This is a genomic window from Adlercreutzia muris (assembly GCF_008831045.1).
Lineage (GTDB): Bacteria > Actinomycetota > Coriobacteriia > Coriobacteriales > Eggerthellaceae > Adlercreutzia > Adlercreutzia muris.
In genome coordinates this window covers 1-25,732 of record NZ_WAJS01000010.1, presented here as the reverse complement: position 1 = coordinate 25,732, position 25,732 = coordinate 1, and the positions used below count along the sequence as shown (strand labels likewise).

At 64.3% G+C, this 25,732-nt stretch carries 31 protein-coding genes and 1 pseudogene; 6 read left to right on the top strand and 26 right to left on the bottom strand.

All coding sequences use genetic code 11. From position 1 onward, the window contains the following. Positions 1-9: 9 nt before the first annotated feature. The 18 genes from rpmD to F8D48_RS04320 form a co-directional block, all read right to left on the bottom strand. A complete protein-coding gene (gene rpmD, locus F8D48_RS04405; RefSeq protein ID WP_135970804.1) occupies positions 10-201 on the bottom strand; it encodes a 50S ribosomal protein L30 in 192 nt (63 codons plus the stop codon). Next, complete coding sequence (gene rpsE, locus F8D48_RS04400; protein ID WP_135970803.1) at positions 201-731, bottom strand: 30S ribosomal protein S5; 531 nt, start codon at positions 729-731, stop codon at positions 201-203. The genes rpmD and rpsE overlap by 1 nt, the downstream gene beginning before the upstream one ends. A 14-nt stretch (positions 732-745) precedes the next feature. Beyond that, positions 746-1,114: a 50S ribosomal protein L18 gene (gene rplR / locus F8D48_RS04395; RefSeq protein ID WP_135970802.1), complete on the bottom strand. Its 369-nt coding sequence runs from the start codon at positions 1,112-1,114 to the stop codon at positions 746-748. Between the two features lie 33 nt (positions 1,115-1,147). Further along, on the bottom strand, positions 1,148-1,687 hold the full coding sequence (gene rplF / locus F8D48_RS04390; protein ID WP_135970801.1) for a 50S ribosomal protein L6: 540 nt from the start codon (positions 1,685-1,687) through the stop codon (positions 1,148-1,150). 19 nt (positions 1,688-1,706) lie between these two features. After that, a complete protein-coding gene (gene rpsH, locus F8D48_RS04385) occupies positions 1,707-2,105 on the bottom strand; it encodes a 30S ribosomal protein S8 (protein ID WP_135970800.1) in 399 nt (132 codons plus the stop codon). A 100-nt stretch (positions 2,106-2,205) separates the two neighbouring features. Then, positions 2,206-2,391, bottom strand: a complete 186-nt coding sequence (locus F8D48_RS04380; RefSeq protein WP_013980746.1) for a type Z 30S ribosomal protein S14 — start codon at positions 2,389-2,391, stop codon at positions 2,206-2,208. A 91-nt stretch (positions 2,392-2,482) separates the two neighbouring features. Further along, positions 2,483-3,034 (bottom strand): 50S ribosomal protein L5, encoded by a 552-nt coding sequence (rplE, locus tag F8D48_RS04375; protein WP_151430102.1) that lies wholly within the window; start codon positions 3,032-3,034, stop codon positions 2,483-2,485. 176 nt (positions 3,035-3,210) lie between these two features. After that, the gene (gene rplX, locus F8D48_RS04370) at positions 3,211-3,543 is read right to left on the bottom strand and encodes a 50S ribosomal protein L24 (protein WP_440132284.1); all 333 of its coding nucleotides are present in this window, start codon (positions 3,541-3,543) and stop codon (positions 3,211-3,213) included. A gap of 13 nt (positions 3,544-3,556) precedes the next feature. After that, a complete protein-coding gene (rplN, locus tag F8D48_RS04365) occupies positions 3,557-3,925 on the bottom strand; it encodes a 50S ribosomal protein L14 (protein WP_022740329.1) in 369 nt (122 codons plus the stop codon). Positions 3,926-3,976: 51 nt separating this feature from the next. Then, positions 3,977-4,237 carry a 30S ribosomal protein S17 gene (gene rpsQ, locus F8D48_RS04360; protein ID WP_135970798.1) on the bottom strand — a complete coding sequence of 87 codons (261 nt, stop codon included), beginning with the start codon at positions 4,235-4,237 and terminating at the stop codon, positions 3,977-3,979. A 19-nt stretch (positions 4,238-4,256) separates the two neighbouring features. Beyond that, complete coding sequence (rpmC, locus tag F8D48_RS04355; protein ID WP_016309214.1) at positions 4,257-4,451, bottom strand: 50S ribosomal protein L29; 195 nt, start codon at positions 4,449-4,451, stop codon at positions 4,257-4,259. Further along, positions 4,451-4,873 carry a 50S ribosomal protein L16 gene (gene rplP / locus F8D48_RS04350; protein WP_016309215.1) on the bottom strand — a complete coding sequence of 141 codons (423 nt, stop codon included), beginning with the start codon at positions 4,871-4,873 and terminating at the stop codon, positions 4,451-4,453. Before rplP ends, rpmC begins: the two co-directional genes overlap by 1 nt. Beyond that, the gene (gene rpsC, locus F8D48_RS04345) at positions 4,874-5,587 is read right to left on the bottom strand and encodes a 30S ribosomal protein S3 (RefSeq protein WP_135970797.1); all 714 of its coding nucleotides are present in this window, start codon (positions 5,585-5,587) and stop codon (positions 4,874-4,876) included. A 3-nt stretch (positions 5,588-5,590) separates the two neighbouring features. Beyond that, positions 5,591-5,932, bottom strand: a complete 342-nt coding sequence (gene rplV, locus F8D48_RS04340; protein ID WP_135970796.1) for a 50S ribosomal protein L22 — start codon at positions 5,930-5,932, stop codon at positions 5,591-5,593. A 19-nt stretch (positions 5,933-5,951) separates the two neighbouring features. After that, positions 5,952-6,224: a 30S ribosomal protein S19 gene (gene rpsS / locus F8D48_RS04335; RefSeq protein ID WP_135970795.1), complete on the bottom strand. Its 273-nt coding sequence runs from the start codon at positions 6,222-6,224 to the stop codon at positions 5,952-5,954. A gap of 20 nt (positions 6,225-6,244) precedes the next feature. Then, positions 6,245-7,075: a 50S ribosomal protein L2 gene (gene rplB / locus F8D48_RS04330; RefSeq protein WP_135970794.1), complete on the bottom strand. Its 831-nt coding sequence runs from the start codon at positions 7,073-7,075 to the stop codon at positions 6,245-6,247. 512 nt (positions 7,076-7,587) lie between these two features. Then, positions 7,588-8,280: a succinate dehydrogenase/fumarate reductase iron-sulfur subunit gene (locus F8D48_RS04325; protein WP_151430101.1), complete on the bottom strand. Its 693-nt coding sequence runs from the start codon at positions 8,278-8,280 to the stop codon at positions 7,588-7,590. A 34-nt stretch (positions 8,281-8,314) separates the two neighbouring features. Then, positions 8,315-10,162 (bottom strand): FAD-dependent oxidoreductase, encoded by a 1,848-nt coding sequence (locus F8D48_RS04320; protein ID WP_151430100.1) that lies wholly within the window; start codon positions 10,160-10,162, stop codon positions 8,315-8,317. A 206-nt stretch (positions 10,163-10,368) separates the two neighbouring features. Here F8D48_RS04320 and F8D48_RS04315 point away from each other — a divergent pair, with 206 nt between their 5' ends. Together F8D48_RS04315 and F8D48_RS12250 are read left to right on the top strand one after the other, a co-directional pair. After that, positions 10,369-11,241 (top strand): MarR family winged helix-turn-helix transcriptional regulator, encoded by an 873-nt coding sequence (locus tag F8D48_RS04315; protein WP_136432282.1) that lies wholly within the window; start codon positions 10,369-10,371, stop codon positions 11,239-11,241. Between the two features lie 252 nt (positions 11,242-11,493). After that, positions 11,494-12,458 (top strand): annotated as a pseudogene (locus F8D48_RS12250) (Abi family protein). On the opposite strand, the gene F8D48_RS04300 reads toward F8D48_RS12250, so the two are convergent. Next, positions 12,455-14,644, bottom strand: coding sequence for a YgiQ family radical SAM protein (locus F8D48_RS04300; protein WP_240806221.1), 2,190 nt, complete (start codon positions 14,642-14,644; stop codon positions 12,455-12,457). The pseudogene F8D48_RS12250 and the gene F8D48_RS04300 sit on opposite strands and share 4 nt — an antisense overlap. A gap of 85 nt (positions 14,645-14,729) precedes the next feature. Continuing rightward, positions 14,730-16,133 carry a trigger factor gene (locus F8D48_RS04295; RefSeq protein WP_170272720.1) on the bottom strand — a complete coding sequence of 468 codons (1,404 nt, stop codon included), beginning with the start codon at positions 16,131-16,133 and terminating at the stop codon, positions 14,730-14,732. A 368-nt stretch (positions 16,134-16,501) separates the two neighbouring features. Here F8D48_RS04295 and F8D48_RS04290 point away from each other — a divergent pair, with 368 nt between their 5' ends. Beyond that, positions 16,502-17,329: a pyridoxamine kinase gene (locus F8D48_RS04290; RefSeq protein WP_151430096.1), complete on the top strand. Its 828-nt coding sequence runs from the start codon at positions 16,502-16,504 to the stop codon at positions 17,327-17,329. A 64-nt stretch (positions 17,330-17,393) separates the two neighbouring features. Further along, on the top strand, positions 17,394-18,026 hold the full coding sequence (locus F8D48_RS04285) for a TatD family nuclease-associated radical SAM protein (RefSeq protein WP_201757610.1): 633 nt from the start codon (positions 17,394-17,396) through the stop codon (positions 18,024-18,026). 153 nt (positions 18,027-18,179) lie between these two features. Here F8D48_RS04285 and F8D48_RS12110 read toward each other — a convergent pair whose 3' ends face one another. Next, complete coding sequence (locus tag F8D48_RS12110) at positions 18,180-21,449, bottom strand: ABC transporter permease (protein WP_151430095.1); 3,270 nt, start codon at positions 21,447-21,449, stop codon at positions 18,180-18,182. 46 nt (positions 21,450-21,495) lie between these two features. Next, positions 21,496-22,197: an ABC transporter ATP-binding protein gene (locus F8D48_RS04275; protein ID WP_135971148.1), complete on the bottom strand. Its 702-nt coding sequence runs from the start codon at positions 22,195-22,197 to the stop codon at positions 21,496-21,498. Between the two features lie 221 nt (positions 22,198-22,418). Here F8D48_RS04275 and F8D48_RS11590 point away from each other — a divergent pair, with 221 nt between their 5' ends. Further along, on the top strand, positions 22,419-22,583 hold the full coding sequence (locus tag F8D48_RS11590) for a hypothetical protein (RefSeq protein WP_170272719.1): 165 nt from the start codon (positions 22,419-22,421) through the stop codon (positions 22,581-22,583). A 256-nt stretch (positions 22,584-22,839) separates the two neighbouring features. Here F8D48_RS11590 and F8D48_RS04270 read toward each other — a convergent pair whose 3' ends face one another. From F8D48_RS04270 to F8D48_RS04260, 3 genes are read right to left on the bottom strand one after another with little or no spacing between them, the layout of a single operon-like run. Continuing rightward, on the bottom strand, positions 22,840-23,583 hold the full coding sequence (locus F8D48_RS04270; protein WP_170272718.1) for a CHAP domain-containing protein: 744 nt from the start codon (positions 23,581-23,583) through the stop codon (positions 22,840-22,842). Then, positions 23,570-24,034, bottom strand: a complete 465-nt coding sequence (locus tag F8D48_RS04265) for a phage holin (RefSeq protein ID WP_151430093.1) — start codon at positions 24,032-24,034, stop codon at positions 23,570-23,572. The genes F8D48_RS04270 and F8D48_RS04265 overlap by 14 nt, the downstream gene beginning before the upstream one ends. Next, positions 24,027-24,293: a hypothetical protein gene (locus tag F8D48_RS04260; RefSeq protein WP_205717322.1), complete on the bottom strand. Its 267-nt coding sequence runs from the start codon at positions 24,291-24,293 to the stop codon at positions 24,027-24,029. Before F8D48_RS04260 ends, F8D48_RS04265 begins: the two co-directional genes overlap by 8 nt. Before the next feature lie 90 nt (positions 24,294-24,383). On the opposite strand from F8D48_RS04260, the gene F8D48_RS04255 reads away from it, so the two are divergent. Further along, positions 24,384-25,361, top strand: coding sequence for a tyrosine-type recombinase/integrase (locus F8D48_RS04255; RefSeq protein ID WP_151430092.1), 978 nt, complete (start codon positions 24,384-24,386; stop codon positions 25,359-25,361). Here the strand turns inward: F8D48_RS04255 and F8D48_RS11585 are convergent. Continuing rightward, positions 25,358-25,531 (bottom strand): hypothetical protein, encoded by a 174-nt coding sequence (locus tag F8D48_RS11585; RefSeq protein WP_170272717.1) that lies wholly within the window; start codon positions 25,529-25,531, stop codon positions 25,358-25,360. The two genes, F8D48_RS04255 and F8D48_RS11585, sit on opposite strands and share 4 nt — an antisense overlap. Positions 25,532-25,732 lie beyond the last annotated feature (201 nt).

Genomic DNA, 25,732 nt, shown 5'->3' with positions numbered 1-25,732 from the left:
CGAGAAGATTTAGATCTCCTCGACGGTGATGAGGTGCTTCACGGTGAAGATCATGCCGCGCACGCTCTCGTTGTCGACCTGATCGACGGTGTCGCCGATGTGGTGCAGGCCCAGGGCGCGCAGGGTGCGGCCCTGATTCGGCTTGCGGCCGATGGGGCTCTTGACCTGGGTCAGACGCAGGGTCTTCTTCGTCTCAGCCATTAGTTCTCCTTCCCGCCGAACATCTCGGCCACGGAGATACCACGGCGAGCGGCAACCTCGGCCGGGCTCTCCATGTTCTTGAGACCCTCGGCAGCGGCCTTCACGATGTTCATGGCGTTGTTGGTGCCGAGCGACTTGGTGATGACGTTCTGCACGCCCGCAAGCTCCATGATGGCGCGGACCGGGCCGCCGGCCAGAACACCGGTACCGGGAACGGCCGGCTTGATGAGCACGCGGCCGGCACCGTACTCGCCCATGATCTCATGGGGCACGGAGCCCTCGGCGGTGACGGGCACGGTGAACATGTTCTTCTTCGCGTCCTCGACGCCCTTCTTGATGGCGGTGGGCACTTCCTGGGACTTGCCCATGCCCACGCCCACGCGGCCGTTGCCGTCGCCCACGACCACGAGCGCGGTCAGGCCGAAGCGGCGGCCGCCCTTGACGACCTTGGACACGCGGTTGATGAAAACGACGCGCTCCTGCAGCTCAGGAGTAGTGCTCTCCTGCTGACGGTTGTTGTTACGAGCCATATGCCAAACCCCTTCTAGAATTTCAATCCGGCTTCGCGGGCAGCGTCGGCCAGAGCCTTGATGCGCCCGTGATACAGGTTGCCGCCACGGTCGAACACAACTTCCGTCACGCCCTTCTCCTGGGCCAGCTTGCCGACGATGGCGCCGAGCTCAGCTGCGCCCTCGACGGTGGCGCCGGACTTGCCGGTGGCCTTGAAGTCGGGGCCGAGAGTGGACACGCCGCAGATGGTGACATGGGCCACGTCATCGATGACCTGAGCGTAGATGTTGCTGTTGCTGCGCGTCACGCAAAGGCGCGGACGGGCTGCAGTGCCGGAGATCTTACCGCGGACGCGACGATGGCGACGGGCGAGACCGGCCTGCTTCTTCTGTTGCTTATTCATAGGTTAATCCCTTCAATCAGCTACCGAGTAGGCTTAGTCTTTGCCGGCCTTGCCAGCCTTGCGGCGGACATGCTCGCCCTCGTAGCGGATGCCCTTGCCCTTGTAGGGCTCCGGCTTGCGCCACTTGCGGATGTTCGCGGCAACCTGGCCGACCTGCTCCTTGCTCGGGCCGGAGACCACGATCTCGGTCTGGGAGGGAACCTCGAAGGCAATGCCCTCGGGAGCCTCCACCAGCACCGGGTGGGAGTAGCCGAGCTGCATCTCGAGGTCCTTGCCCTTGAGAGCGGCACGGTAGCCGACGCCGACGAGCTGCAGCTTCTTGGAGAAGCCGGCGGACACGCCCTCCACCATGTTGGCGAGCAGCGTGCGGGTCAGGCCGTGAGCGCTCTTGGACTCACGGGTGTCGTCGGGGCGGGTCACGATGAGCTCGTCGCCCTCGCGGACGATGGTCATGGACGGAAGGAACGTGCGGGTCAGTTCGCCCTTGGGGCCCTTCACCGTCACCGTCTGGCCGTCGATGGTCACATCGACGCCGGCAGGAACGGGAACGGGCATCTTACCGATACGAGACATAGGTCAATCCCTTCCTTTCCTACCACAGATAGGCGACAACCTCGCCGCCGATGCCCTCTTTACGGGCATCGCGGTCGGTCATCACGCCGCGGGACGTCGAAATAATGGCGCAGCCGAGACCGCCGAGCACGCGGGGCAGCTCGTCCTTGCCGGCGTAGATACGCAGGCCGGGCTTGGAGATGCGCTTGATGCCGCGGATGGTCTTGGCCTTCTTCGGGCCGTACTTGAGGGTGATCTCAAGGGTGGCGCGGGGCTCGCCGTCGATCACGTCGAAGCGCTGGATGTAGCCCTCCTGCTCCATGATGCGCACGATCTCGACGAGCTTCTTGCTCGACGGCATGGACACCGTCGCCTTGCCGGCAGACTGGCCGTTGCGCACGCGCGTCAGCATGTCTGCGATGGGGTCGGTCATTGTCATGTGGTTTCTCCTTTGATCCGTGATGAACCATGCGTTCGGTTCGTCGGCGCCCATAGCGCCTCCGCCTGTAACGCTGGCACACCCTGACGTGGGTCGGTTCCTACCAGGAAGCCTTGGTCACGCCGGGCAGCTCGCCTTTGTTAGCCAACTCACGCACGCAGATACGGCACAGGCCGAACTTGCGATAGTAGGCGCGGGGACGTCCGCAACGGGTGCAGCGGTTGTGCTGCCGCGTCGAGAACTTCGGTTCGCGCTTGGCTTTGGCGATCATCGATTTCTTAGCCATGCATTCCTTCTTTCTTATGCCTTCAAGCCCGCATTCCTTTTCGCGGACTCAAAACCTGAGGTTACGCGACGAGGGCTTCTGCCCTGCCGTTTTACTTGCTCTTGAACGGGAAGCCGAGCGCCGTCAGCAGCGCGAGGGCGCCCTCGTTCTCGCCGGCATTGGTGACAAAGGTGATGTCCATACCGCGGGTACGGTCGATCTTGTCGTACTCGATCTCGGGGAAGATCAGCTGCTCGGTGATGCCGAGCGTGTAGTTGCCGCGACCGTCGAAGCTCTTCGGCGAGATACCGCGGAAGTCGCGGACGCGGGGAAGAGCGGTGGCCAGCAGACGATCGAGGAACTCCCACATGCGGTCGCCGCGCAGGGTCACCTTGCAGCCGATGGCCTGGCCCTCGCGCACATGGAAGCCGGCGATGGACTTCTTCGCGCGGGTGACGCAGGGCTGCTGACCGGTGATGATGCGCATGTCGTTCATGGCGGCATCGAGCAGCTTGGAGTCGCCGGCGGCGGCGCCAACGCCCATGTTCACCACGATCTTCTCGAGGCGGGGCACGCAGTTCACGTTCTTGATGCCGAGCTGCTCAATGAGAGTCGGCACGATCTCGGTCGTGTACTTGACCTTCAGACGAGGGGTTTCAGCCATGTCTTCTCTTGCCTTTCTTCGATGGATTAAACGCGGGATTTCCGACCCCGCGTCCCTGGGACCTTCCCAGGGCCATAGCGCGCGAGCGCGCGATTGAATATTGTCCCACAAGCGGGCACTCTATCCAAGGAAAAATCCGCCCGCTCTCAACGAACGGGCGGATTTTCACGAAAACTCTACTCGGCAGCCGGGATGTCCTTGCCGCACTTCTTGCAGACGCGGACGAGCTTGCCCTCGTCGCGGCGACGGGCCACACGGGTGGCCTCACCGCAGCTTGGGCACACGAGCATCACGTTGGAGACGTGGATCGGGGCCTCAAGGGAGGAAATGCCGCCCTGGGGATTCTGCTGGGTGGGACGCATGGCCTTCTTGACCATGTTCACCTTCTCGACCACCACGCGGGACTTCTCGGGGACGGAACGGAGCACCTTGCCGGTCTTGCCGCGGTCCTTGCCGGTGATCACCTTGACGGTGTCGCCCTTGCGGATCGTCATCTTGTTCTGAGCCATTCTGACACCTCCCTTACAGCGTTTCCGGTGCCAGAGACACGATCTTCATGTACTTCTTGTCGCGCAGCTCGCGCGCCACGGGCCCGAAGATACGGGTGCCACGGGGGGAGCCGTCGTTATTGATCAGCACAGCGGCGTTCTGATCGAAGCGGATGTAGGAGCCGTCGGCGCGACGAACTTCCTTCTTCACGCGCACGATCACGCAGCGCACGACCTCGCCCTTTTTGACGTTGCCGTTGGGCATCGCTTCCTTGACGCTGCAGATGATCACGTCACCGAGGCCCGCATAGCGGCGCTTAGAGCCGCCCAGGACCTTGATGCACTGCACCTTGCGAGCGCCGGAGTTGTCGGCCACGGCGAGCATGGATTGCATCTGAATCATGTGATGTTCCTAACTTTCCTTAACAATAGCCTTCGTGCCGGGGCACTAAAACTATTTGGCCTTCTCGACGATCTTCACGAGGCGCCAGCGCTTCATCTTGGACAGCGGGCGCGTCTCCATGATCTGAACGGTGTCGCCGATACCGGCCTCGTTGTTCTCGTCATGGGCATGGAACTTCTTGGTGGAGGTAATCATCTTCTTGTAGATGGGGTGGGGCTTGCGCTCCTCCACAGCCACCACGATGGTCTTGTCGTTGGCGTCGCTGACCACGATGCCCTGACGGACCTTACGCAGGTTACGCTCTTCAGTCATTGTTTGCACCTTCCTTGATCTACGCGCTCAGCTCGCGAGCCCGCATCTCAGTCATGATGCGCGCGATGTCCTTCTTAACCTGCTTCACGCGGGCGGTGTTGTCAAGCTGGCTCGTGGCCATCTGGAAGCGAAGGTTGAACAGCTCAGCCTTGGCCTCCTTCAACTTCACCTGCAGGTCCTCGGCAGAAAGTTCACGAATCTCTGCTGCTTTCATTATTGCTGCCCCTCCGTTTCACGAGTGACGATCTTGCACTTGATGGGCAGCTTGTTGATGGCCAAACGCAGAGCCTCGCGGGCGGTCTCATCGTCCACACCGGCGATCTCGAACATGATGCGGCCCGGCTTCACGACAGCAACCCAGCCCTCGGGGTTGCCCTTACCGGAACCCATGCGGGTCTCGGCGGGCTTGGAGGTGATGGGCTTGTCGGGGAAGATGGTGATCCACACCTTACCGCCACGCTTCATGTGACGGGTCATGGCGATACGAGCAGCCTCGATCTGACGGTTGGTGATCCAGTGAGCCTCGAGGGCCTGGATACCGTACTCACCGTGGTTCAGGCGCGTGCCACCCTTGGCCTTGCCCTTCATGGAACCACGCTGCACCTTGCGGTGCTTGACGCGCTTAGGTACGAGCATTTACTTGTCACCCCTCTCGCGGCGATCGTTACGACGGGAACGGCTCGGGCGGGAAGAACCTTCGAGCGCGGGCTGGGGGGCCTTCTGGCCCGGCAGCACCTCGCCGTGGTACACCCACACCTGCACGCCGATGGAGCCCATGGTAGTGGCGGCGGTGGCGAAGCCGTAGTCGATCTTCGCACGGAGGGTGTGCAGCGGCACGCGACCCTCGCGGTACCACTCGCGGCGGCTCATCTCGGCACCGCCCAGACGGCCGGAGCACTGGATACGGATACCCTTGGCGCCGGACTTCATGGCGGACTGCACGGCCTTGCGCATGGCGCGGCGGAAGGCCACGCGGCCCTCGAGCTGCTCGGCCACGGACTGGGCGATCAGCTCGGCATCCAGCTCGGGACGCTTCACCTCGATCACGTCGATGGAGACCGGACCGTTGGCGACCTTCTCCAGGTCCTTGCGCAGGGCGTCGATCTCGGCGCCCTTCTTGCCGATGACCACGCCGGGACGGGCGGTGGTGATGGCGACCTTGATCTTGTCGCCGGCACGCTCGATCTCCACCTTGGAGACGGAGGCGCGGGCGAGGCGCGCATCGAGGAACTTGCGGATGGCAATGTCGTTCTCAAGCGTGGCGGCGTAGTCCTTGCCGGCGTACCAGCGGCTGCGCCAATCCTCGGTGATACCGAGGCGGAATCCGGTAGGGCTTACTTTCTGACCCATTCCTTATGCCTCCTCTCGGGGTGCGACGATGATGGTGATGTGGCACGTGCGCTTGTTGATGCGCGACGCGGAGCCCTTGGCGCGGGGACGAATGCGCTTCAGGGTGGGGCCCTCGTCGACGAACGCGGTCTTCACGACCAGGTTGTCGGCGCGAAGGTGGTTGTTGTGCTCGGCGTTGGCCACGGCGGAGTTCAGCGTCTTGGCGACGTTCTCGGCGGCGGCGCGCTCGCAGAAGGCCAGGATCTCGCGGGCCTGGGCAACGGACTTGCCGCGAACCAGGTCGACCACGACGCGGGCCTTGCGGGGAGCGATACGGACGTAACGCGATACTGCTTTAGTTTCCATGTAACTTCTCACCTATGCCCTATCGCTTCTTCTTGTCGGCCGCATGACCCTTGAAGGTACGGGTCGGCGAGAACTCGCCCAGCTTGTGGCCAACCATAGACTCGGTAACATAGACCGGCACGTGCTTGCGACCATCGTACACGGCGATGGTGTGGCCCACCATTTCCGGGAAGATGGTGCTGGCGCGGGACCAGGTCTTGATGACGTTCTTTTCGCCCGCCGCGTTCATTGCCTCGATACGGGCAAGCAGGCGCGGCTCTACGAAAGGACCCTTTTTCAAACTTCTGCTCACTTAAGACTCCTTCTATTCCGCTACTTCTTGCGACGACGGATGATGAGACGGCTGGAAGCCTTCTTCGGGTTGCGGGTGCGATGGCCCTTGGTGGGCACGCCCCACGGGGTGACCGGGTGACGACCGGCGGACTTGTTCTTGCCCTCGCCGCCGCCGTGCGGGTGGTCGACCGGGTTCATGACGGTACCGCGGACAGTCGGACGGACGCCCATCCAACGCTTGCGGCCGGCCTTGCCGATCTTGATGTTGGAGTGCTCGGCATTGCCCACCTCGCCGATGGTGGCGCGGCAGGTGATCAGCACGCGGCGCATCTCGGAAGAGGGCATGCGCAGGATGGCGTAGTTGCCCTCCTTGCCCATGAGCTGGATGGAGGTGCCGGCGGAACGGGCGATGGCGGCACCCTTGCCGGGCTGCAGTTCCACGTTGTGGATGAGCGTACCGACCGGGATGTTGGCCAAGGGCAGCGCGTTGCCGGGCTTGATGTCGGCATCGGGGCCGGAAACCACGATGTCGCCCACCTTCAGGCCCTTCGGGTGGATGATGTAGCGCTTCTCGCCGTCAACATAGTGCAGCAGAGCGATACGGGCGGAACGGTTGGGGTCGTACTCGATGGTCGCGACCTTGGCGGGCACGCCGTCCTTGTTCCGCTTGAAGTCGATGATGCGGTAGCGCTGCTTGTTGCCGCCGCCCTGGTGACGGACGGTGATGCGACCGTAGCAGTTACGACCGGCCTTCTTCGGCTTCGGGGCCAGCAGAGACTTCTCCGGCTTGGACGTGGTGATCTCCGCGAAGTCGGAGACCGTCTGAAAACGTCGGCCGGGGCTCGTCGGCTTGTACTGTTTGATTCCCACAGTAACAACCTTTCTTAACCTCGGGCTTCCCCACCGCTCCGGCCGGTAACGGCAACCGGTGCGCGTGACGTTGCCCCTTACTTCGGACCTTCCGCTCGCGCGCCTCTCCGCACACCGGAAGCTCCCCTACTTTAAGTGGTCAGGCGATTGCCGATCGGCGCAGATGGAGGCTCTCCGTCGCGACGCCGTCTAACCACGCGTCCGGGTGTATCCATAGGCACACAGACGCAAAGATGTATTATAGGCGTGGGGTATGACGCATTCAAGAAGTTTTTCGCCCGGCGGCGCTCCCCCACATTTCTGCCACATACGGGGAAGACAGGGAATAGCCGATGGCAGGCTCGCTTCAACTGGGAGATGCAAAACGGAGGCCCTCCCCCTTTGGTACGAACTTGCCAAGAGTTTACGTGCACAGAGAAGCGCCCCTCGGAGCAGATGAGGCTGCGATCCGAAGGGCACTTAAAAAGGAGATGAAGGCGCGGTGGGGAGGGGATCAGCGCGCCTTTCCGGAGTTAGTCCTGCTTCACGAAACCGCGCTCGGTGGCGGCGTCGCGCAGCTTCTGCCAGATGGTCAGATGGTCGATCTCCAGCTGGTTGCAGTGGGCCGTGCAATTGCCGCACATAGTGCAATCCCACAGACCGCCCTGCACCGCCTCAATGATACGGTCGGCCTGATCATAGGGATCGAAGTGGCGGAAGGCCACGGCCAGCATATGCGAGGGGCCGATGTATTCGGGGCTCATGGCTCGAGCCGGGCAGCCGGCAGTGCACACTTGGCAGCGAGCGCAGTAGTTGATGCCGAACAGCTCGTCGGCGTCGTCCATGTTGTAGGTCTGAATGTCCTCCTCGGTTAGAGGGGCCACGCGCACGCGCTTGTAGGTCTCGGCGATGCGGGCCTGCACCTGGCTCTTGTCCACGACCAGGTCCTTCACCACCGGCACGCCGGCGAGCGGCTCTACAGTATGGGCACCGTCGGTCAGGGGCTCCACGCACGCGAGCACCGGCTCGCCGTCGAGCATCATCGCGCAGCGACCGCACATGCGTCCGCGGCAAGAGAAGTCGAAGGCCAGAGGCTCCTCGTTCTCGTGAATGTACACGAGTGCCTGCAACAGGGTCATGTACTCATCGTCGTGGGGAACCTCGTAGGTGGCCTCGTAGGGCGCGTTGTCCTTGGAGGGGTCATAGCGCTTAACAGTAATCTTCATTGTCTATCTCCTCGGAATCAAGAGCTCTCATCGACTAGTAGGCGATCTTCTCGTAGGACAGGCTGCCGTCCTCGGCGCGGGTATAGGCCAGGGCGCACTTCCAGTTCGCGTCGTCGGGCTCGGGGAAGTCCGGACGGATGAACGCATCACGGCTCTCCTCGCGCGCAAGCGATGCCTCCACAGTCAGGCGCGCGATGTCGAGGAGATTCGCCACTTCGATGGCGTCCTTCCAGTCGGCGTTCTGAACGAGGCTGTCGTCGGCGCATGCCATACGGGGAAGATCCTCGGCCATGATGCGATCGAGCTCGGCCTTGGCCGTCTCCAGAACATCGGTGGGCCGCACGGGGCGGCCGGCCTCGGCGCAAGCGTGCTGGATGTTGCGGCGTACCGTGATGGGGCGCAGCGGGTCGTCCACGGTGCGCGTCCGCAGATCCTCAAGACGAGCGATCTCGGCCGCCACCCCCTCGTAGGTCACGGAGGCGGGCTCTTCGTAGGTCGCCAGATACTCGAGCGCCTTCTTCATAGCGTAGCGCCCCATTCGGCGATTGGTGATGTTCATCATGCCGCCCTCGCTGCCAGCGTTAGCGCGAACGCAGAATAGGCCCTCGGCGTCGACGCACATGGCATTGTCGTCGGTAATGGGCTCGCCGCCATGCTCGTACATCTCCGGCACCACCTCGGTCGGCTGGGCGGTGAAGTCATAGCCGAATTTCTCCTTCAGCAGCTGGGCGTTGCGCTGGTACATCCAGCGCATGGTAGCAAGGGATTCCTCTTTGCAGTCCAGATACACGCCACCGCTCTCACTGCCCTTGCCGGCACGCACCACCACGTCGACCGCCTGCATGACACCCGACTGGGTGGCAAGGTACTCTTTCTCGGCAATCTCGGGGTAATCCTTGAGGTACGTTCCCTCGGAGTCCATGAGGTCGCCCGAATGCACGCTGTCGGCACCGACCATGGAGCCTTCGGAAGCCGCGAAGCTGCGTGGGAAGGCGCCCATCATGTCATAGCTGCCGAACTCGGCGTTGGCGATCTTGCCGCCGTGGCGCAAAAGGGCCATTTCCACGTCGGCCGTGTTGTCGCACACGTTGTTCGTGGTGGGCGAGGTGGAGTTCCAGCCGTAGAACTGCGTACAGCCGCCCGTGGCCGTCAGCGTCACCTTGGCGCGGTAGACGCGATACTCACCAGTGGGAATATGAAGGCCCACCGCACCCAGGCAGCGGCCGCCCTCGATAATGAGGTCGGTGATCATGGTGCGATCATGCACCGTGATGTAGTCCTTGGCACGGAAGTGGTCGGACCAATGGCGCGTCATCGAGTGCTCGAAGCCACGCGTCGTCGGAAAGTCATAGATGTAGAAGGGCGTACCGTCCTCGTTGCGCGCCGAGAGGATCTCGCCCCAGTTGGCGCAGACCACGTCAGGGTTCAGCTCGACCTCGTTCTGAACGCCAGTCTTGCGGTAGAGGCTCTCGTTGCGAATCTTGGTGGCAACGGGCACCTCCTCTTCGGTTTCATAGAAGGCCCCGGGTACCCACGTGTTCATGATGTCGAAGTTCATACCGAACGCGCCGCCGAAGCCGTAGGGAGCTTTGTCGATCACCAGCATGTTCTGACCGGCCTTACATGCCTCCTGCATCGCAAAGCTGGCGCCATAGCCTGCACCGATGACAAGAATGTCGGTGTCGAACACCGCGTAAGGCACCGCCGCGTCCACCGTCTCGTTCTCGCCGCCGGTAGCCGCCATGTCGGTCTGGCTCTGAGGCGCACAACCGGCGAGCATGCCACCGGTAAGGGCCGCAGCGCCGGCGGTCAGGCCGCCCAGCTTGAAGAACGAACGTCGATCGATGCTGCGCATCTCCTTCTCTCCTTGCGTCTTCCCCATCCCTTTTTCTCCTTTCAAGTCGGGATCAGACAGACGGAAAGATTACACAGACCGCCAAAGGGCGGCAAAGGTTGCATCAATGGATCAATTGTTGACGCCATCGTGCACGATGGCGTCCATAGCGACCATTGCGCATTTGGAATATCTTTCCAAAGGGAGGGCAGCGAGCGTAAGATGGGCGCAACCCGAAGACAGGAGGGGTCTTAATGGGTACATCGTTAAATTCGTGGGAGCTGGCCACCGAGACCGCGCTCATATTCGATCAATGGATGAGAGCTATCGCCGCGTCGTTGCGCGATGAAGGCGCCGGAAGCATCAACCAGTTCTGGATACTGCTCCTCGCCAGCGAGCGCCCCCGAATACCCGTGGGCGCTGCCGCCGATGTGCTGGAGCTGAACTACACCACTACCGCCGAATGCGCTGCCCAGCTGGCGCAAGCGGGCACCATCGCGAAAACGACCTCGGAGGACGATGGCCGCCGCAGCCTCATCTCTCTCACCGCGACAGGCACGCAGCGCATAGCGGCATTCGATCAGAGCCTCATGGGCATAGCCAAAATAGCGCTGGATCCTCTTGAGGGCGAGGGACGCATTCGGGCCATGCACCTGCTCTTCAGCGCCTGCAAGCGCCGCGACAAGAAACGAATGATGGGCAACCTCGTGCGCGGCGATAGCACGTTCATTATGACCTGCCAACAGATATCCATCGAATTCGGGCGGCTGTGCAAACGTCAAGGCGTCAGCTCGATTCAGGCTCATGCCCTCGTGCATGTCGCGCAGCGGGAGTCGATTTCCGCCAAGGAGCTGCGAGGGCACTTGTGCCTCGACGCACCGACGCTCTCACGCACCCTGACCGCCCTTGCCGATCGCGGCCTCATCTCGCGCCAAGCCGGAGCGAGCAGACGCGAGGTGGAGGCAACACCCACGGCCATCGGCCTGCAATACGCCTCCCTCATTGCAGAAGAGACCGATGCGCTGCTCGCCAACCTGTTCGGCGACGACTACGGCAGCCCGGCGCACCTCCAGACCGTGGCCGCCCTGCGCACGTCGCTGGAGGCACGCACGGGGCAGTCTGCCTAGCGGCCTTTGAGGATGCCGCCTTTGCGGCCGTTGGCCTTCGGAGGCCTGCCGGAGCGCTGCGCTGTAGGGCGGCCGCGGTCGGGCCTGCAGGCAGCGCGATAAGTGCCGTCTCGGCAAGAAAATGCGCTCCGGCGGTTGACTGAGCGGCGCCGTTGCTGATAAAGTTAGCGGCGTGAAGAGACTTGGCGACGGTACGTCCGGCCAAGTTCGCAGAGGCCGCCGCAAGGCGGCCTCTTGCGTTCTGGAGGGAGCATGATGGACAAGCCGTTTCGTACCATTGAGGAGCAGATCGCCATCCTCAACTCGCGTGGCGTCGCCACCGACAAGTCAACGCCGGAAGTGCTCGCCCGCGAGGGATATTACTCGGTAGTCAACGGCTACAAAGATCTCTACCTCGATCCTGCGGCAACCAAAACCGCCGGCGAAGATGTGTTTCGCAAAGGTACAACCTTCCAAGACATCTGTCGGCTCTTTCGATTCGATCGAGCGTTGCGCCAAACATTCTTCAGATACTTTGCCATCGCCGAGGCAGCTCTCAAATCCCTTTGCGCCTATCACTTTGCGGAAGCGCACCAAGACGAGCCCGAGCCTTACCTTAACGCCACGAACTACGATGAATGCCAGCGCACCTATGTCGATTGGCTCATCAGCGATTTCGAGTCAGCACTTGCGAGAAACCCCCGCAAAAAACCGCAGCCCAAAGCCTATCTGGAGCATTATCTGAAAACCACGATGAGGTGCCCCTCTGGGTATTGCTGCGCTATATGACCCTCGGGCAAACATTCAAGTTCTACTGCTACCAAACCGAGTCTATGCGCAATAAGATCGCCAAAGGCTTCGCCGTTCTCTACGAGCTGTCCTACGGAGAGAAAATCAACGTCTCACCGCGCAGATTGACGCAAGCCTATGACCACATAAAAGACTTCCGCAATATCTGCGCCCACGAAGAACGCTTGTATTGCGCGCGAGTATCACCGGGACACGACATCTCCGTCGTCGATGCGCTGTCCGACCTTCAACTCGTGCTGCCGAAAAATGAGGCGGCACTGCTCACAAACGACATACTCGATCTTCTCGCCAGTATCGGAGAGGACATGAGGGAAGCAGATTTTTCCAGGCTCGTAACGAGTATGGGAGCCGAGCACCTCCCTGGGCTGAAAGAGCGCCGAAATGTTCCGCGCACGTCGCTTGAGGCTCGCGTGGCGCAACCTGCCTAGCGGCCCTTGCGGATGCCGCCCTTGCGGCCGTTGGCCTTCGGGGGCCTGCCGGGGCGCTGGGCCTTCGGAGCAGGGCGGCCCTTCGCGGGCTTGAAGGCGCCTGCTTTGCCGGCGCCCTTGCCGGCCTTCGGGTCGCGGGCGCCCGATTCGGCTCTGCCGCCCTTGCCCGGCGCACCGCCCTTCCCCGCTTCCGACCGGCCGCCCTTCGCCGCTTTCGCGGGCGCGTTTCTCTTTGCCGCCTTCGCGGGCGCGCCGCCCTTCCCCTTGCGCGGGACGCTCGCGTCCTCGTCGCGCTTCTTGGGACGGATGGGCCGGATGAGGCACTTCTCGTCCCAGCCGATGAGGTCTTGGCGGCCGGCCTTCTCCAGCGCCTCGCGCACCAGGTCGTAGTTGGCGGGGTTGCGATACTGGATGAGCGCGCGCTGCATGGCCTTCTCGCGAGGGCTTCTCGGCACGTAGACGGGCTCCATGGTCAGCGGGTTGAGACCCGTGTAGTACATGCACGTGGAGATGGTGGAGGGCGTGGGGTAGAAGTCCTGCACCTGCTCGGGGTTGAAGCCCATGTCGCGCACGTACTCCGCCAGCTCGACGGCCTCGGCAAGCGTGCTGCCCGGATGCGAGCTCATGAGGTAGGGCACCACGAACTGGTCCTTCCCCGCCGCGCGGTTGACCTCGTCGAAGGCGTCGCAGAAGGCGTCGTAGACCTCCCGCGGAGGCTTGCCCATGGCGGCAAGCACCCTATCGGACACGTGCTCGGGGGCCACGCGCAGCTGGCCGGACACGTGGTGGGCAGCCAGCTCGTACAAAAAGGTGCGCTCGGGATCGGGATCGGCCATCACGTAGTCGAAGCGGATGCCGCTGCGCACGAACACCTTCTTCACCCCGGGCAGCCGACGCAGCTTGCGCAGCAGACCCGTGTAGTCGCGATGGTCGGCCTTCAAGGCCGGGCAGGGGCTACCCCCCAGGCAGCGGCGGTCGACGCAGGCGCCCCGGGCACGCTGCCTGGCACAGGCCGGCCCGCGGAAGTTCGCCGTGGGACCGCCCACGTCGTTGATGTAGCCCTTGAAGTCGGGCTCGGCGGTCATGGCGCGGGCCTCTTCCAAAAGCGACTCGTGGGAGCGGCCCGTGACGATGCGCCCCTGATGGAAAGTGAGTGCGCAGAAGGAGCACTCGCCGAAGCAACCGCGACAGGAAGTGAGGGAGAACTTCACCTCGGAAAGGGCCGGCACACCGCCGGCCTCGTCGTAGGACGGGTGCCACGTGCGGGCGTAGGGCAGCCGGTAGACGGCGTCCATCTCATTTTGGGTCAGCGGGGCAGCGGGCGGATTCTGCACCACGTACACGCCGTGGGGATAGGCCTCCACCAGCCGCCCTCCCTTCACCGGATCGCTCGCGCGGTACTGGATGGCAAAGCTCTCCGCGAAGGCGCGCTTGCTGGCGGACGCCTCCTCCCAACTCGGCAGCATCTGGTAGTCCACCACATGATCCAGCGAGCGAGTGCGGTACACCGTGCCGTCGATGAAGGTGAGGTCCTCCACCGCAAGACCGGCGGCGAGCGCATCGGCGATCTCCACGATGGAGCGCTCCCCCATGCCGTAGGAGATGAGGTCGGCCCCCGAATCCATGAGGATAGAGCGTTTGAGCGAGTCGGACCAGTAGTCATAGTGAGCCAGGCGGCGCAGGCTCGCTTCGATGCCGCCTAAGATGATGGGCGCTTTCTTGAAGGTACGGCGGATGAGATTGGAATACACCACCGCCGCGTGGTTGGGCCGCGCCCCGCTGCGGCCACCGGGAGTGTAGGCGTCGTCATGGCGGCGCTTCTTGTTCACCGTGTAGTGGTTCACCATGGAGTCCATGTTGCCCGCCGACACGAGGAAACCCAAGCGCGGCTCGCCGAACACGGCGATGCTCTCGGGGTCGCTCCAATCGGGCTGGGCGATGACGCCCACCTTGTAGCCGTGGGCCTCCAGCACGCGAGTGATGATGGCGCTTCCGAAGGAGGGGTGATCCACGTAGGCGTCGCCCGAGACATAGACGAAATCGAGCTCGTCCCAGCCGCGTTCGTCGGCCTCGGCCCGCGTGGTGGGCAAGAAGGCCGAGGCGGGCACAGAGCTGCGCGATGGCCGGGGACTGGTCTTCTCGTCCTTCGGAGACATCGGGCGCTTCGATGGGGTTTTCTTCGACACAGCTACCTTCTTCATAGAAAGGGGCGGGGAAGCTCCCCGCCCTGGCAGATCTTATGGCGTAGGGTCGCCCGGGAGGGCGCGCCAGCTAGTTCTCGTCGGTCTTCGCATCTGCGGCCGGCTTCTCGACCGCCGCTTCGGGCGCAGGCTCGGCGGCGGGGGTCTCGACGGCAGCAGGGGCGGCCACGGGAGCCGCGGGGGCCTCGGCCACGGTGATCTTGGCGTTGGCGGCCACGAAGCGGGCGGCCTTCAGGCGCTCGGCGGTCTCGCGCAGGGCGAAGCCGCGGCCCGAGGCCTCCAAATCCTCGCGCATGGCCTTGGGGTTGCCCTGGGGGTTCATGCCGTAGCAGGCGTCTTCCAGGTCCTTGTCGGTCAGCGTCATGCGCTCGTGGCGGTACACTGCGTCCAGGCAGAAGCCCTGCACGAGCACCTCGCGGGTCTGCATCATGAGCATCATGCCGAACTGCTGCTCACCGCCGTTGGCGGCCACGAACTGCTCCCAGGTCATGCCGGCCTGGGAAAGCTCGGCGCGGAGGTTCTGCATGAGGTGGTCGCGGGTGGCCTCGTAGATCTCGTCGGCAATGCGGCCCTCGAAGCGGCGCGTGAGCTGGCCGACGCACATCTGCTGCACGTAACCCTCGTAGGCCTCGCGCTGCTGGGCCTCGAAGACGCGGCGCATATCGGCCACGAGGGCCTCCTTGGTCGGGAACATGGGCATGTTCGCCTTCACCCAGGCATCATCGATAACGGGCACGACCTCCTGCTGAATGTCCTTCACGGTAACGGTGCAGGAGATGGGCTTGTTCACCACCTCGCCGTTCTCGGTGCCCAGCGGCGCCTCGAAGGTGAACTCCTTGGTCTGGCCCGGTTCCATACCCATGAGCGCCTCGTCGAAGCCGTCGGGCATGAAGCCGCGGCCCATGAGATAGGTGCGATCCTCGCAGGTGAGCGCCTTGATCTCCTCGCCGTCGTCGAAGCACTTCATGGCGATGGAGCAGGCATCCCCGGCCGTGAGCGGCTTCGCGTCGGCGGCCACGTAGGTCACCGAATTCTTCGCGATCTCCTCCAGCTGCTGGTTGATGGGGCTCTCGTCGAAGGCGAAGGGCTGCACCGTGACCTCGACCGGATCGTAGGAAGACAGCTCGTAGGTGGGCTTCACGGTCACGCTCAGCGTGAAGGAGAACTTCTTGCCGCGCTCGAACTTCGTGGCGGGCGTGGCCTTGGGCGGGAAAGCGGGCACGAGGTTGCGGCGATCGAGGGCACGGGGCACGAGCACCTCGATGGCACTCGTCTCGACGATCTTGTCCAGATCGGCGATGCCCATCTGCTCCTGGCACAGCTGCTCGATGGTCTTGCCAGGCTGGGGGCGCACGCCCATAGACAGCGCAAAGGCCTCGCCGGCCTCCTTCAAGGCATTGTTCACCTCGATGGCCGTCGCCTCGCAGTCGAGCTTGATGACACCGTCGGCCAGCTTCTTCTCGGTTACTTTCACGGTTGAATGCTCCTTCTCCATGAACGGGGGCCGCTCCTGTGCGACCCCTCAAAAGGTTTGGGGGCTATGGTAGCACAAGGCGGCACGGACCCATCGCCCGCATGGGGAAGCCCACAAATAAGCAGCGCGCGAAGGCCCCATGGACCCGCGCAACTCCAGCCCTATGCCGCAATCGAAAACCAGCGTCCGAGCAACCGCGCTCGCCGAAAGCCGTCCCGCCCCCTCTCATCCGGCGCCCCCGCCTCTGCCGTTGGCGGGCAGCCTCCCAACGCTGAGGAGTTTCGAAACCCGAGGGCAACATCGAGGCCTATGATAGGAGGCGCCCCGCAAGAGAGCAGAAGAGGGCATCGCCCTGAAAAGGAGGCCCCGTGCCGCACAACCGACAGAAGAAGATCGCGCTCGTGAACGACTATACCGGGTTCGGACGCTGCTCGGTGGCCGTGCAGCTGCCGATCATCTCGCACCTGGGCGTGCAGTGTTGCCCGCTGCCAACGGCGGTGCTTTCCAACCACACCATGTTCGACAGCTTCAGCATCCAGGATTTCACCGCACACATGGAAGAGCACATCGCCGAGTGGCGCAAGCTGGATCTGCGGTTCGCGAGCATCTGCACGGGGTTTCTCGGCTCGGCCGACCAGATCGCCATCGTCGACGGGTTCATCCGCGAATTCGCGGAAGCGGGTACCACCGTGGTGGTCGATCCGGTGATGGGCGATTACGGGCGCCCTTACGCCACTTACACGCCGGATATGTGCGCGCGCATGGGCGAGCTGGCGGCCCGCGCCGACATCATGACGCCGAACCTCACCGAGGCCTGCATTCTGGCCGGCGAGCCCTATCGCGCCGATGCGAGCCTGGAGGACGTGGCCGCCCTGGCCGAGCGGCTGAGCGAGGCCGGCCCCACTCGGGTTGTCATTACCGGCAACGTGCGTGACGGGCAGGTGGTGAACGTGGGGTTCCAGCGCGGCGAAGGTTCCTTTACCGTGGCCACGCCCCAGTGCGGCGGCGATCGCTCGGGCACCGGGGATGTGTTCGCGGCCATTATCGCCGCCGACGCGGTGAACGGCATTGCCTTCCGCGCCTCGGTGGAGCGGGCAGCGGCCTTCGTCGGGCGATGCATCGAGCGTTCGGCGGAGATGGGCATCCCCGTCACTGACGGGGTGGCCTTCGAGGAAGTTATTCGGGAACTGGACTAACCGCCGCCGATGCGGGCGGGAAGCCCTGCGTCGGAGAAGAGAAGCCGAAGGAGGCACAAGACCCATGACACGCACCATGACCCTGCTGTACGAGGTGTATGACGGCCTGTACGTGAACCTGACGAACCGCTGCTCGTGCCGCTGCACGTTCTGCCTGCGCAGCCAGGGCGAGAGCGTGTGCGGCTCCGACAGCCTGTGGCTTGAGCGCGAGCCCACTTTCGAGGAAGTGCGCGACGAGTTCGCGAAGTTCGACATGAGCCGCTACGACGAAGTGGTCTTCTGCGGCTTCGGCGAGCCCACCGAGGCCTGGGAGGTGCTGAAGCGGGTGGCCGCCTATGTGAAGGAGGCCTTCGGGCTGCCGGTGCGTGTGAACACCAACGGCCAGGGCTCGCTCATCTGCGGACGCGACATCGCACCGGAGTTCGCGGGGCTGGTGGACGCGGTGTCCATCTCGCTGAACACGCCGAATCCCGAGCGCTACGCCGAGCTCACGCGCAGCCGGTTCGGAGAGGCGGCCTTCCCCGCCATGCTCGATTTCGCCCGCGAGGTGAAGCGCTACGTGCCGAGTGTGACCATGACCACCGTGGAGACGACCCTGACCCCCGAGGAGGAAGCGGAGTGCCAACGCATCTGCGACGAGCTGGGGGTGAACTACCGCATCCGCCTGTGGGTGGAAGAGGGCAAGGTCACGAAGTAGCGAGCGGCCGAGGCAACGGAGGCCGCCGACCTCGGCGAGGGGGGTCAGCGCGCAGATTCCGCAGCGACGGGAACAGTCCACTGGGCTGTTCCCCAAGGCGATGACCTGCCCGAGCGCAGTGCCCCCTTGCCGGGGTCAGCGGCCGGGCGGCCCCTACTCGTTCGACTTCAAGCTTTCCACCATGTCGATCTTCGCCAGCTTGGGCCGCATGGCAGCCATCACCACGGCCGTGAACACCATGGTGAGCGCAAAGGCGACGGCGAAGCTGACGGCGTGAATAGTGCGCCCGAACATCACCTGGTCCACCTCGGCGGTGACCACCACGAATCCCTCCAGCACCACGCCGAGCCCCAGCCCCACAAGCGCCCCCAGGATAGTGAGCAGCACGATCTCGCGGAAGATGTAGGCGTTCACCTCCCGCGGCGTGAAGCCGAGCACCTTCAAGGTGGCGATCTCGCGGGCCCGCTCGGTGATGTTGATGTTCGTGAGGTTGTACAGCACGATGAAGGCCAGGGCCGCGGCGGCCACCACGAGTACCACCACGATCATGTTCACCGACTTCAGCATCTGGCGATAGGAATCGATGACCTCGTCGTTGAAGGCCACCGTATCCACGGCCCCGGTGGCCCGCAGCGCCTCGGAGAGGGCCGCGCGCTCGGCGGCGTCATCGGTGGCCCGGGCGTACACGGTCAAGTTCGCCGGCTCCTCGCTGAAAGTGCGCTCGAAGACCGCGGGCGTCACGAAGGCGTAGTCGCCGATGTAGTTCTCGACGACGGCGGCCACGGGCACGGTGTAGGTAACGGCCGTGGCGTTGCCCAGGTCGTCCTGCTCGGCGAAGGTGATCTCGTCGCCGGCGGCCACGCCGAGCTTGGTGGCGAGCTTCTCGGTAATGACAGCGCCATCGTCGGTCAGGTCGCGCGTCTCATGGCCCTCGCGGGCGCGGAAGTGCCAGAGCCCCTGGAAGGCCAGGGGGTCGTCGGGGGCCACAATGGTGGTCATGGCCTCGGTGCCATTGGCGCCCACCGCGATCAGGGAGGCCTCAGTGGCCCGTACGGCCACGGGAAGCCGGCCCTCATCGTCCAGCAGGACGCGGGCGGCCTCGCGATCGGCATCGGAGGCGTCCTCCTTCTCGGTTATGACGACGTTGTAGTCCACGATCTCGCCGTACTGCACATCGATGATGTCGTTGATGGAGTTCTGGAGCCCCAGGCCCGTGAGCAGCAGGGCCGTGCAGCCGGCAATGCCCACACAGGTCATGACGAGGCGCCGCTTGTAGCGGAAGATGTTGCGAAAGGTGACCTTCCACGAGAACGACAGGCGCCGCCACAGGGGACCGACCCGTTCCAGGAGGATGCGCTTGCCCGCCTTGGGGGCCGGCGGCTGCATGAGGGCGGCCGGGGTCTCGCGCAGAGTGGCTGCCGCGGCCGCCCAGGTAGCGGCCAAGGTGATGCCCACGCCGATGCCGGCGGCGGCCAGGGCGATGGGCCAATCGACGATCAACGGGCCGCTCGGTACGTAGTAGACGATGGAATAGGCCTCCATAACGACCCAAGGCAGCAGCTGGGAGAGAGCCCCGATGCCGACGATGCTGCCGAGGCCGGCAGCCAAAGCCGCATAGATGAGGTACTTCGACGTGATGCGGCCCCGGGAGTATCCGAGGGCCTTGAAGGTGCCGATGAGCATGCGCTCCTCCTCCACCATGCGAGTCATGGTGGTAAGGGCCACCAAGGCGGCCACAAGGAAGAAGATGAGCGGGAAAAAGGAGGCGATGGCATCGACGCGAGCGGCATCGTTCTCGAAGCTGACCAGCCCGAAATTCTTGGATCGATCCATGACGAGCCAATCTGGCGGCTCGATGTCATCGATCTTTTGCTGGGCGTCGGCCAACTCCCGCTCGGCCTCATCGAGCTTCTCGTTGGCCTCGGCGGCCGCAACATCGTAGTCGGCCACGCCCTGTTCGTACGTGGCGCGGCCCGCTTCCAGGTCGGCTTTGGCCTGCTCGTACTCGGCACGGCCCTCCTGAAGGCGAGCCGTGCCCTCTTCCACGTCCAGCTTGCCCTGGTCGAGCTGCTTCTGGGCCGCGGCCATCTGCTCGTCGGCGGCCGTGCGCTGGGCCGCAAGCTGGGCCTTGGCCTCGTCCAGGGCCGCAGCTGCTGCGGCGATATCGGCGATGCTCTTCTCCAGCTCCGCCTTCTGGGCCTCAAGCTGGGCCCGCTGCTCTTCGGGAAGCTCGGGCGCGGCCAGGGCCGCCTCCACCTGGGCCACAGACGCCTCCAAAGTCGGCAGGGCCGCGTTCGCCTCGGCCAGGTTCGCCTCGTTGGCCTCCACCGCCGCCTGGGCCTCGGCGAACTGCGCCTCGGCATCGGCCCGGCGCTTCGCGAGGGCCTCGGTACCCTGGGCGTAGCGCTTCTCGCCGTCGCTGATCTTCTTCTCGCTGGCCGCCAGGGCGCTCGCCGCGGAATCCAGCTGGCGCTGGCCGTCATCCAGCTCGGCCTTGGCCGCGTCCAGCTCGGCACGGGCATCCCCCAGCTCGGTCTGGGCCCGGGCCTTCTCCTCCTCGAACTCAGCCCGGGCCTCGTCCAGATCGGCCTGGGCCTCGGCCTGAAGCCCGGCCACGCGGGCCTGCTCCCGCTCGGGGGCGATGGCCTCGATGGCGGCCACCACGGCGGACACGCGATCGTCGTAGGCGATGCTGTTCGCTGGCAGGTCGGCGGCGCCGGCCACGGTAAGATAGGCCTCCACGAAGGGCAGGTCGGGATCGAAATCCTCGGGCATCACGTACATGAACTGCTCGACGGCACCGGAGCCGATGGTTGATGTGCCCATGGCCGTGGAACTCACGTAGAGCGGCGAGTGCACCCGGCCCACCACAGTGAACTCCGTCCGCGCCAGGGTTCCGGCCCCCTCGCCCACCGAGGCGTCCACCACGATGACATCCCCCAGCTCCGAGGGCCCGCTCATGACCTTATCGTTGAAGATGACGCATTCCCCCGGGGCCGCCGGCCAGCGTCCCTCGGCCAGTTCGAGGCGATTTAAGTAGTCGCTGTCATCGGAGGCGACGGCGGAGCCCTCCTGAACGCTCGCCGCCGCGCTCGGCGAGAGGGAGTGGACGCGCATGACGTACTGCTCGTCATTCATAGTGGCCAGCACATCGGTGGAATAGGCCCCCATGACCGCCTCCACACCGTCGACGGCCCGCAGGGCCTCGATATCTTCCTCGGTAAGCCCCAAGGTGGACACGACGCGCACGTCCATGAGAGCCGTGCCGTCGTAGTAGGCGTCGGCGGCCAGATTCATATCGGGCGGCGCCATGCGCAGGCCAGCGTAGAAGCCGGTGCCCAGGGCCACGATGGCCGCCAGGGCCACGAAGCGGCCGAGAGAGTGACGGATGGAGCGGACGACGTCCTTGCTGAAGGCCCTCATCGGCGCCCCTCCGCCTTCGCGAGGACGCTGCGGGTCGGTCGATCCCCTACCATTCCAGCACCTCGGCGGACAAGGGCGCCTCGTTGCGCTCCACTGCGGCCACAGAGCCCTCGCGCACATGAATGACCCGATCGGCGATGGCCGTGAAGGCGCTGTTATGGGTGACCACCACGACGGTGCGGCCCGTCGTGCGGCAGGTGTCCTGCAGAAGCCGCAGAATGGCCTTGCCGGTCTCAAAGTCCAGGGCACCCGTGGGCTCGTCGCACAGCAGCAGCTTGGGGTTCTTCGCCAGGGCGCGGGCGATGGCCACACGCTGCTGCTCGCCACCGGAGAGCTGTCCGGGGAAGTTGCGCGCCCGATCGGCGAGCCCCACGGCGGCCAGCACCTCATCGGCCGGCAGCGGATCACGGCATATCTGGCTCGCCAGCTCCACGTTCTCCCGGGCCGTGAGGTTCTGAACAAGGTTGTAGAACTGGAACACGAACCCGATATCGTGGCGGCGGTACTGGGTCAGCTGCCGACGATTGAAGGAGCTCACCTCGGCCCCGTCCAGCATGATGGTGCCCGAAGTGGCCGAGTCCATGCCGCCGAGCATGTTCAGCAGCGTCGTCTTGCCAGCGCCCGAGGGCCCCACGATGACGACGAATTCCCCTTGCTCTATCTGGAAGCTCATGGCGCGCACAGCGGCCACCGACACCTCGCCCATCTGGTACATCTTGCTCACATCGCGAAACTCAACGAACGCCATGCCGAACCTCACCTCATCTGCGCACCGCCCGCGCACGTCGACGGAGGCGGCCATCTTCCGTTGCGACTTACGATACACGAGAAGGGCCGCGTCCGAAAGCAAGCGGGGGGCAAATCAACAGAAGCGGCGCACGGGGAGGGCGCTGCGGTGGCCGTGAAAGAGCACGGGGCAGGCGAGAAGGGCGCCCATCGCCCGACGCGCCCGAGGCGCAGCCGGCATCCATGGCCGTAGCTGCCGACGACGCGGCCGCTTCCGATATCGTAAGGGCCGATGCCGTCGAGGGCATCTTCTCCTACGATCAAGGCACCCTCACCGCCAATGAGGGCATCGCCGGTGTGTTCGCCAAGGCGGCGGCCGCGCTCTGCACCGCCATGCCCGCCGCCTAAGAGGCGCAACGTATTCCACCGACCATCGGGAATCGCCGCGCCTCCTCCCCTTGCGGCGCGCCCCGTGGCCGCAACGAGACCCCCGGGATATTCCGGGGGCCTCGTTGCACCTGGCACTCCCCTCGCATGCAAAGCGCCCCCGCCTCGGGTGAGGCGGGGGCGCCGTTCGTTCAACCTATCGCTTGCAAGCGAAGACTAGCTGGCGAAGATCTCGATATTACACCAACGATATAAGGTGCCATCTGAACAGCCATTACTAGACCAGGAACATCTTACCCCACGTATCTGGACCGCAGACGCGGTCGGTCTCGATGCCGGTGCGCTTCTGGACGTCGTAGATAGCCGCATCCGTGTTCTTCCCGGCATCCCCGTCGATGGCGAGGCTGCCACCGTAGCGGGCGTTGTAGGCCGCCTGGAACAGCTTCACCGCGTTTCCATTCGAGCCTTTTAGGATGGTCGGAAACTTATACACCTTCTCCTCCTTGGTCGCAGTTGCGGGCTTGGTCGGCGCGGGCTTGGCCGTCGATGCAGGTGCGTTGCCATACTTCGGGCGGATTCCTCCGCAGATGGTGCTCCAAGCGCGCGTGCGGCGCGCCACCTTGCCGCCGTTGGTGTTGCCCTCGATGGTATGGATGACGCGGGCGCTCGGATCGTTGCTCACCACGAAGCCCACGTGGTCGTCGGTGCCGTCGTCCTCCCAGTCGAACAGCACCACGTCTCCGGCTTTGAGCTCGGACACCGAGAGGTGCTGCTTGTGGTGGATGCTCGGGCAGTACGCCCCGGGGAACCCAGCGCACTCCACGCCGACCATGGCGAGGCAGTAGCTCACGAACATGGCGCAGAACGCCACGCCGTTGGCCCCGAAGTCGTAGTTGTCGGCGCGGCCGTCCACGTGCTCCTCGTACCAGCGCCCGTACTTGGTGCCCTTCTGCGGGTCGCCGTAGCGGTCGTAGCCGACTTCCCCGGCGGCGAAGTCGAGCAGGTCCTTAGCGGTCGCCATCGTCCGCCCCCTCCCCATCGGCCGGCCGCACAGGGGTAGAGACGGCATCGGCCAGCTCGGCCGCCGAGATAGTGCACGCCACAGGTCCCCTGTGAACCAGATCTGACAAGTCAACCATCTTCGCATCGGCCGCAGCGCACTGCTCCTCGTACTCCTTGAGGCCGTAGGCGCTGGCGTTGGGCGCCGGCTCCCGGTACGCCAAGGCGCGGGCGCTGTCGCCGTATCCATCGGTGGTTGTGTCCACAGGGAGGCCGACCAGCACGAGCACCGCGAAGACGGTGCCGACCAGGGACAGCAGGGCCTCCATAAGGGGGCCGTCGTAGAGGTGACCCGCCTCGATGCTGCCGAGCAGCGCGAAGAGACCCCACAGTTGGTCCAGCAGCATCAGCACGGCAGGAATGATAGTCAGCCAGAACCATTTCTGCTTGACGCGAACTTTCCAGTTAATCATGTTTCATCCTTTCATCGATCTTCTCTCTCATTTCGTGCAGGTCGCCCCGCATCTCGTCGTAACGCCGAAAAGAGGTCTTAAGGTCGCTCTCGACCTTGTAGGTACGCTCGATCACGCCGTTGTGCTTCTCGACGCGATCACTCAGGCAGTCGATCTTCGTCTCGACCCGCGTGAGGCGGTTTGAGAACGCCACCCACGATCCGATGAACCCCATGAGCGCCGTGAACGCGCAAGACGCCAGCACAGAAAAATCAACCAATAGTCTCACCTCCTTTCAGATATTTTTTTGCAAGGCAGACCGCAGCGGAGCGCACAGCGCAGTGCGCCCCCATGAAGGCAAGGAGGAGCAATGAACGCTATGAGCATGACAATCGGAGAAATCGCCTGGAGCCACTACCTGCCAGCCAAGCGCCAGCGGAGGCGCACCAACACGTGCGACGGATACGAGAGCAGCATCAGGCTCTACGTTGACAAGAGATGGGGCGATATGGCCATCGCCGAGATAGACCCCGACGACGTTCAGGCGTGGGTGGACGAGCTGGCCAAGACCGACGCAGGCCCCGGCGGGGCCTGGAAGGCCTTCAAATGTTTGAGGCAGATCATCCGCTGGGCGTCGGCAAAGTGGAAGATGCGGGTCTACGACCCGACCCAGCACGTCGAGAAGCCGCGCGTCCCCGCCTACAAGCCCGAGACCCTGACGCACCGCCGGCTCAAGCGCCTCATCCGGGGGATGGTCGGATGCGAGTGCGAGGCCACGTTCGTCCTGAGCGCGGCCCTGGGCCTGCGGCCCGGGGAGAGCTACGCTGTCGATTGGGGCGACATCAACTGGCGCACGGGCATGGTGCCGGTGAGCAAGACGCTCCAACTGGCCTCGGACGGCCTGAACCTGTGGCCCACCAAGACCGCCAAGGGCGAGCGCGACCTGTACCTGCCGCCCTGGGCCTTGGACAGGCTCCACCAGATATGGGTGGAGCGCGGCAGACCGAGGGGCCGCATCATCGGCGCCCTGAAGCCGGGGCAGGTCACATACCGCATACAGAGGTGGATCAAGCAGCATAGGCTGCCGAGGGTCACGATGAAGAACCTCAGGCACACCTGGGCCACCATCGCCGCCCAGTCCGGCGTTACCATCGAGCTGGTGGCCTCGATGCTCGGACACGCCAACGTGGGCACCAGCTATCGCTACTACTACGCCCTCACGCGCGCCGCTGTCACCAGGGCACAGCGCAGGGTGTCCCGGCGATTGCTGGGCAAGACGAGCGACGATATGTACAGGGGCGTCATTCTCAAGCCCGCATGGCCCGAGGCGCTTCCCATGGCCGCCTAACCAGACGCGCCCTCGACAGCATCGCGTGCCCGCTCGGCCTCTTCGGCGAGCCACAGCGCCATCATCCCGCACAGCCCGGGCCGCTCCCCGGGGTCTGCGACTATTGCCTCAGAGGCTGCTTCTAGGGCCGATGCAGCCCGGGACAGGGCCTCTACTGCCTCTATGTCCATGCGTGCTCCTTTCGTTCGCTGGCGAGGATAGCAGCACGCGCCAATCGTCCATGTCTCATTGAGCATATCGCAGTGATTCGCTGTCCCGCGTAGCCGTTGCTCGTTGCTCTCGTGTGCTCTTTGCGGTAACGGAGACCGGCGGGTATATCCAATTTGTTGACGAGAGCAATCAGCCAATTTTCGGAATATCGGCAAGCAACA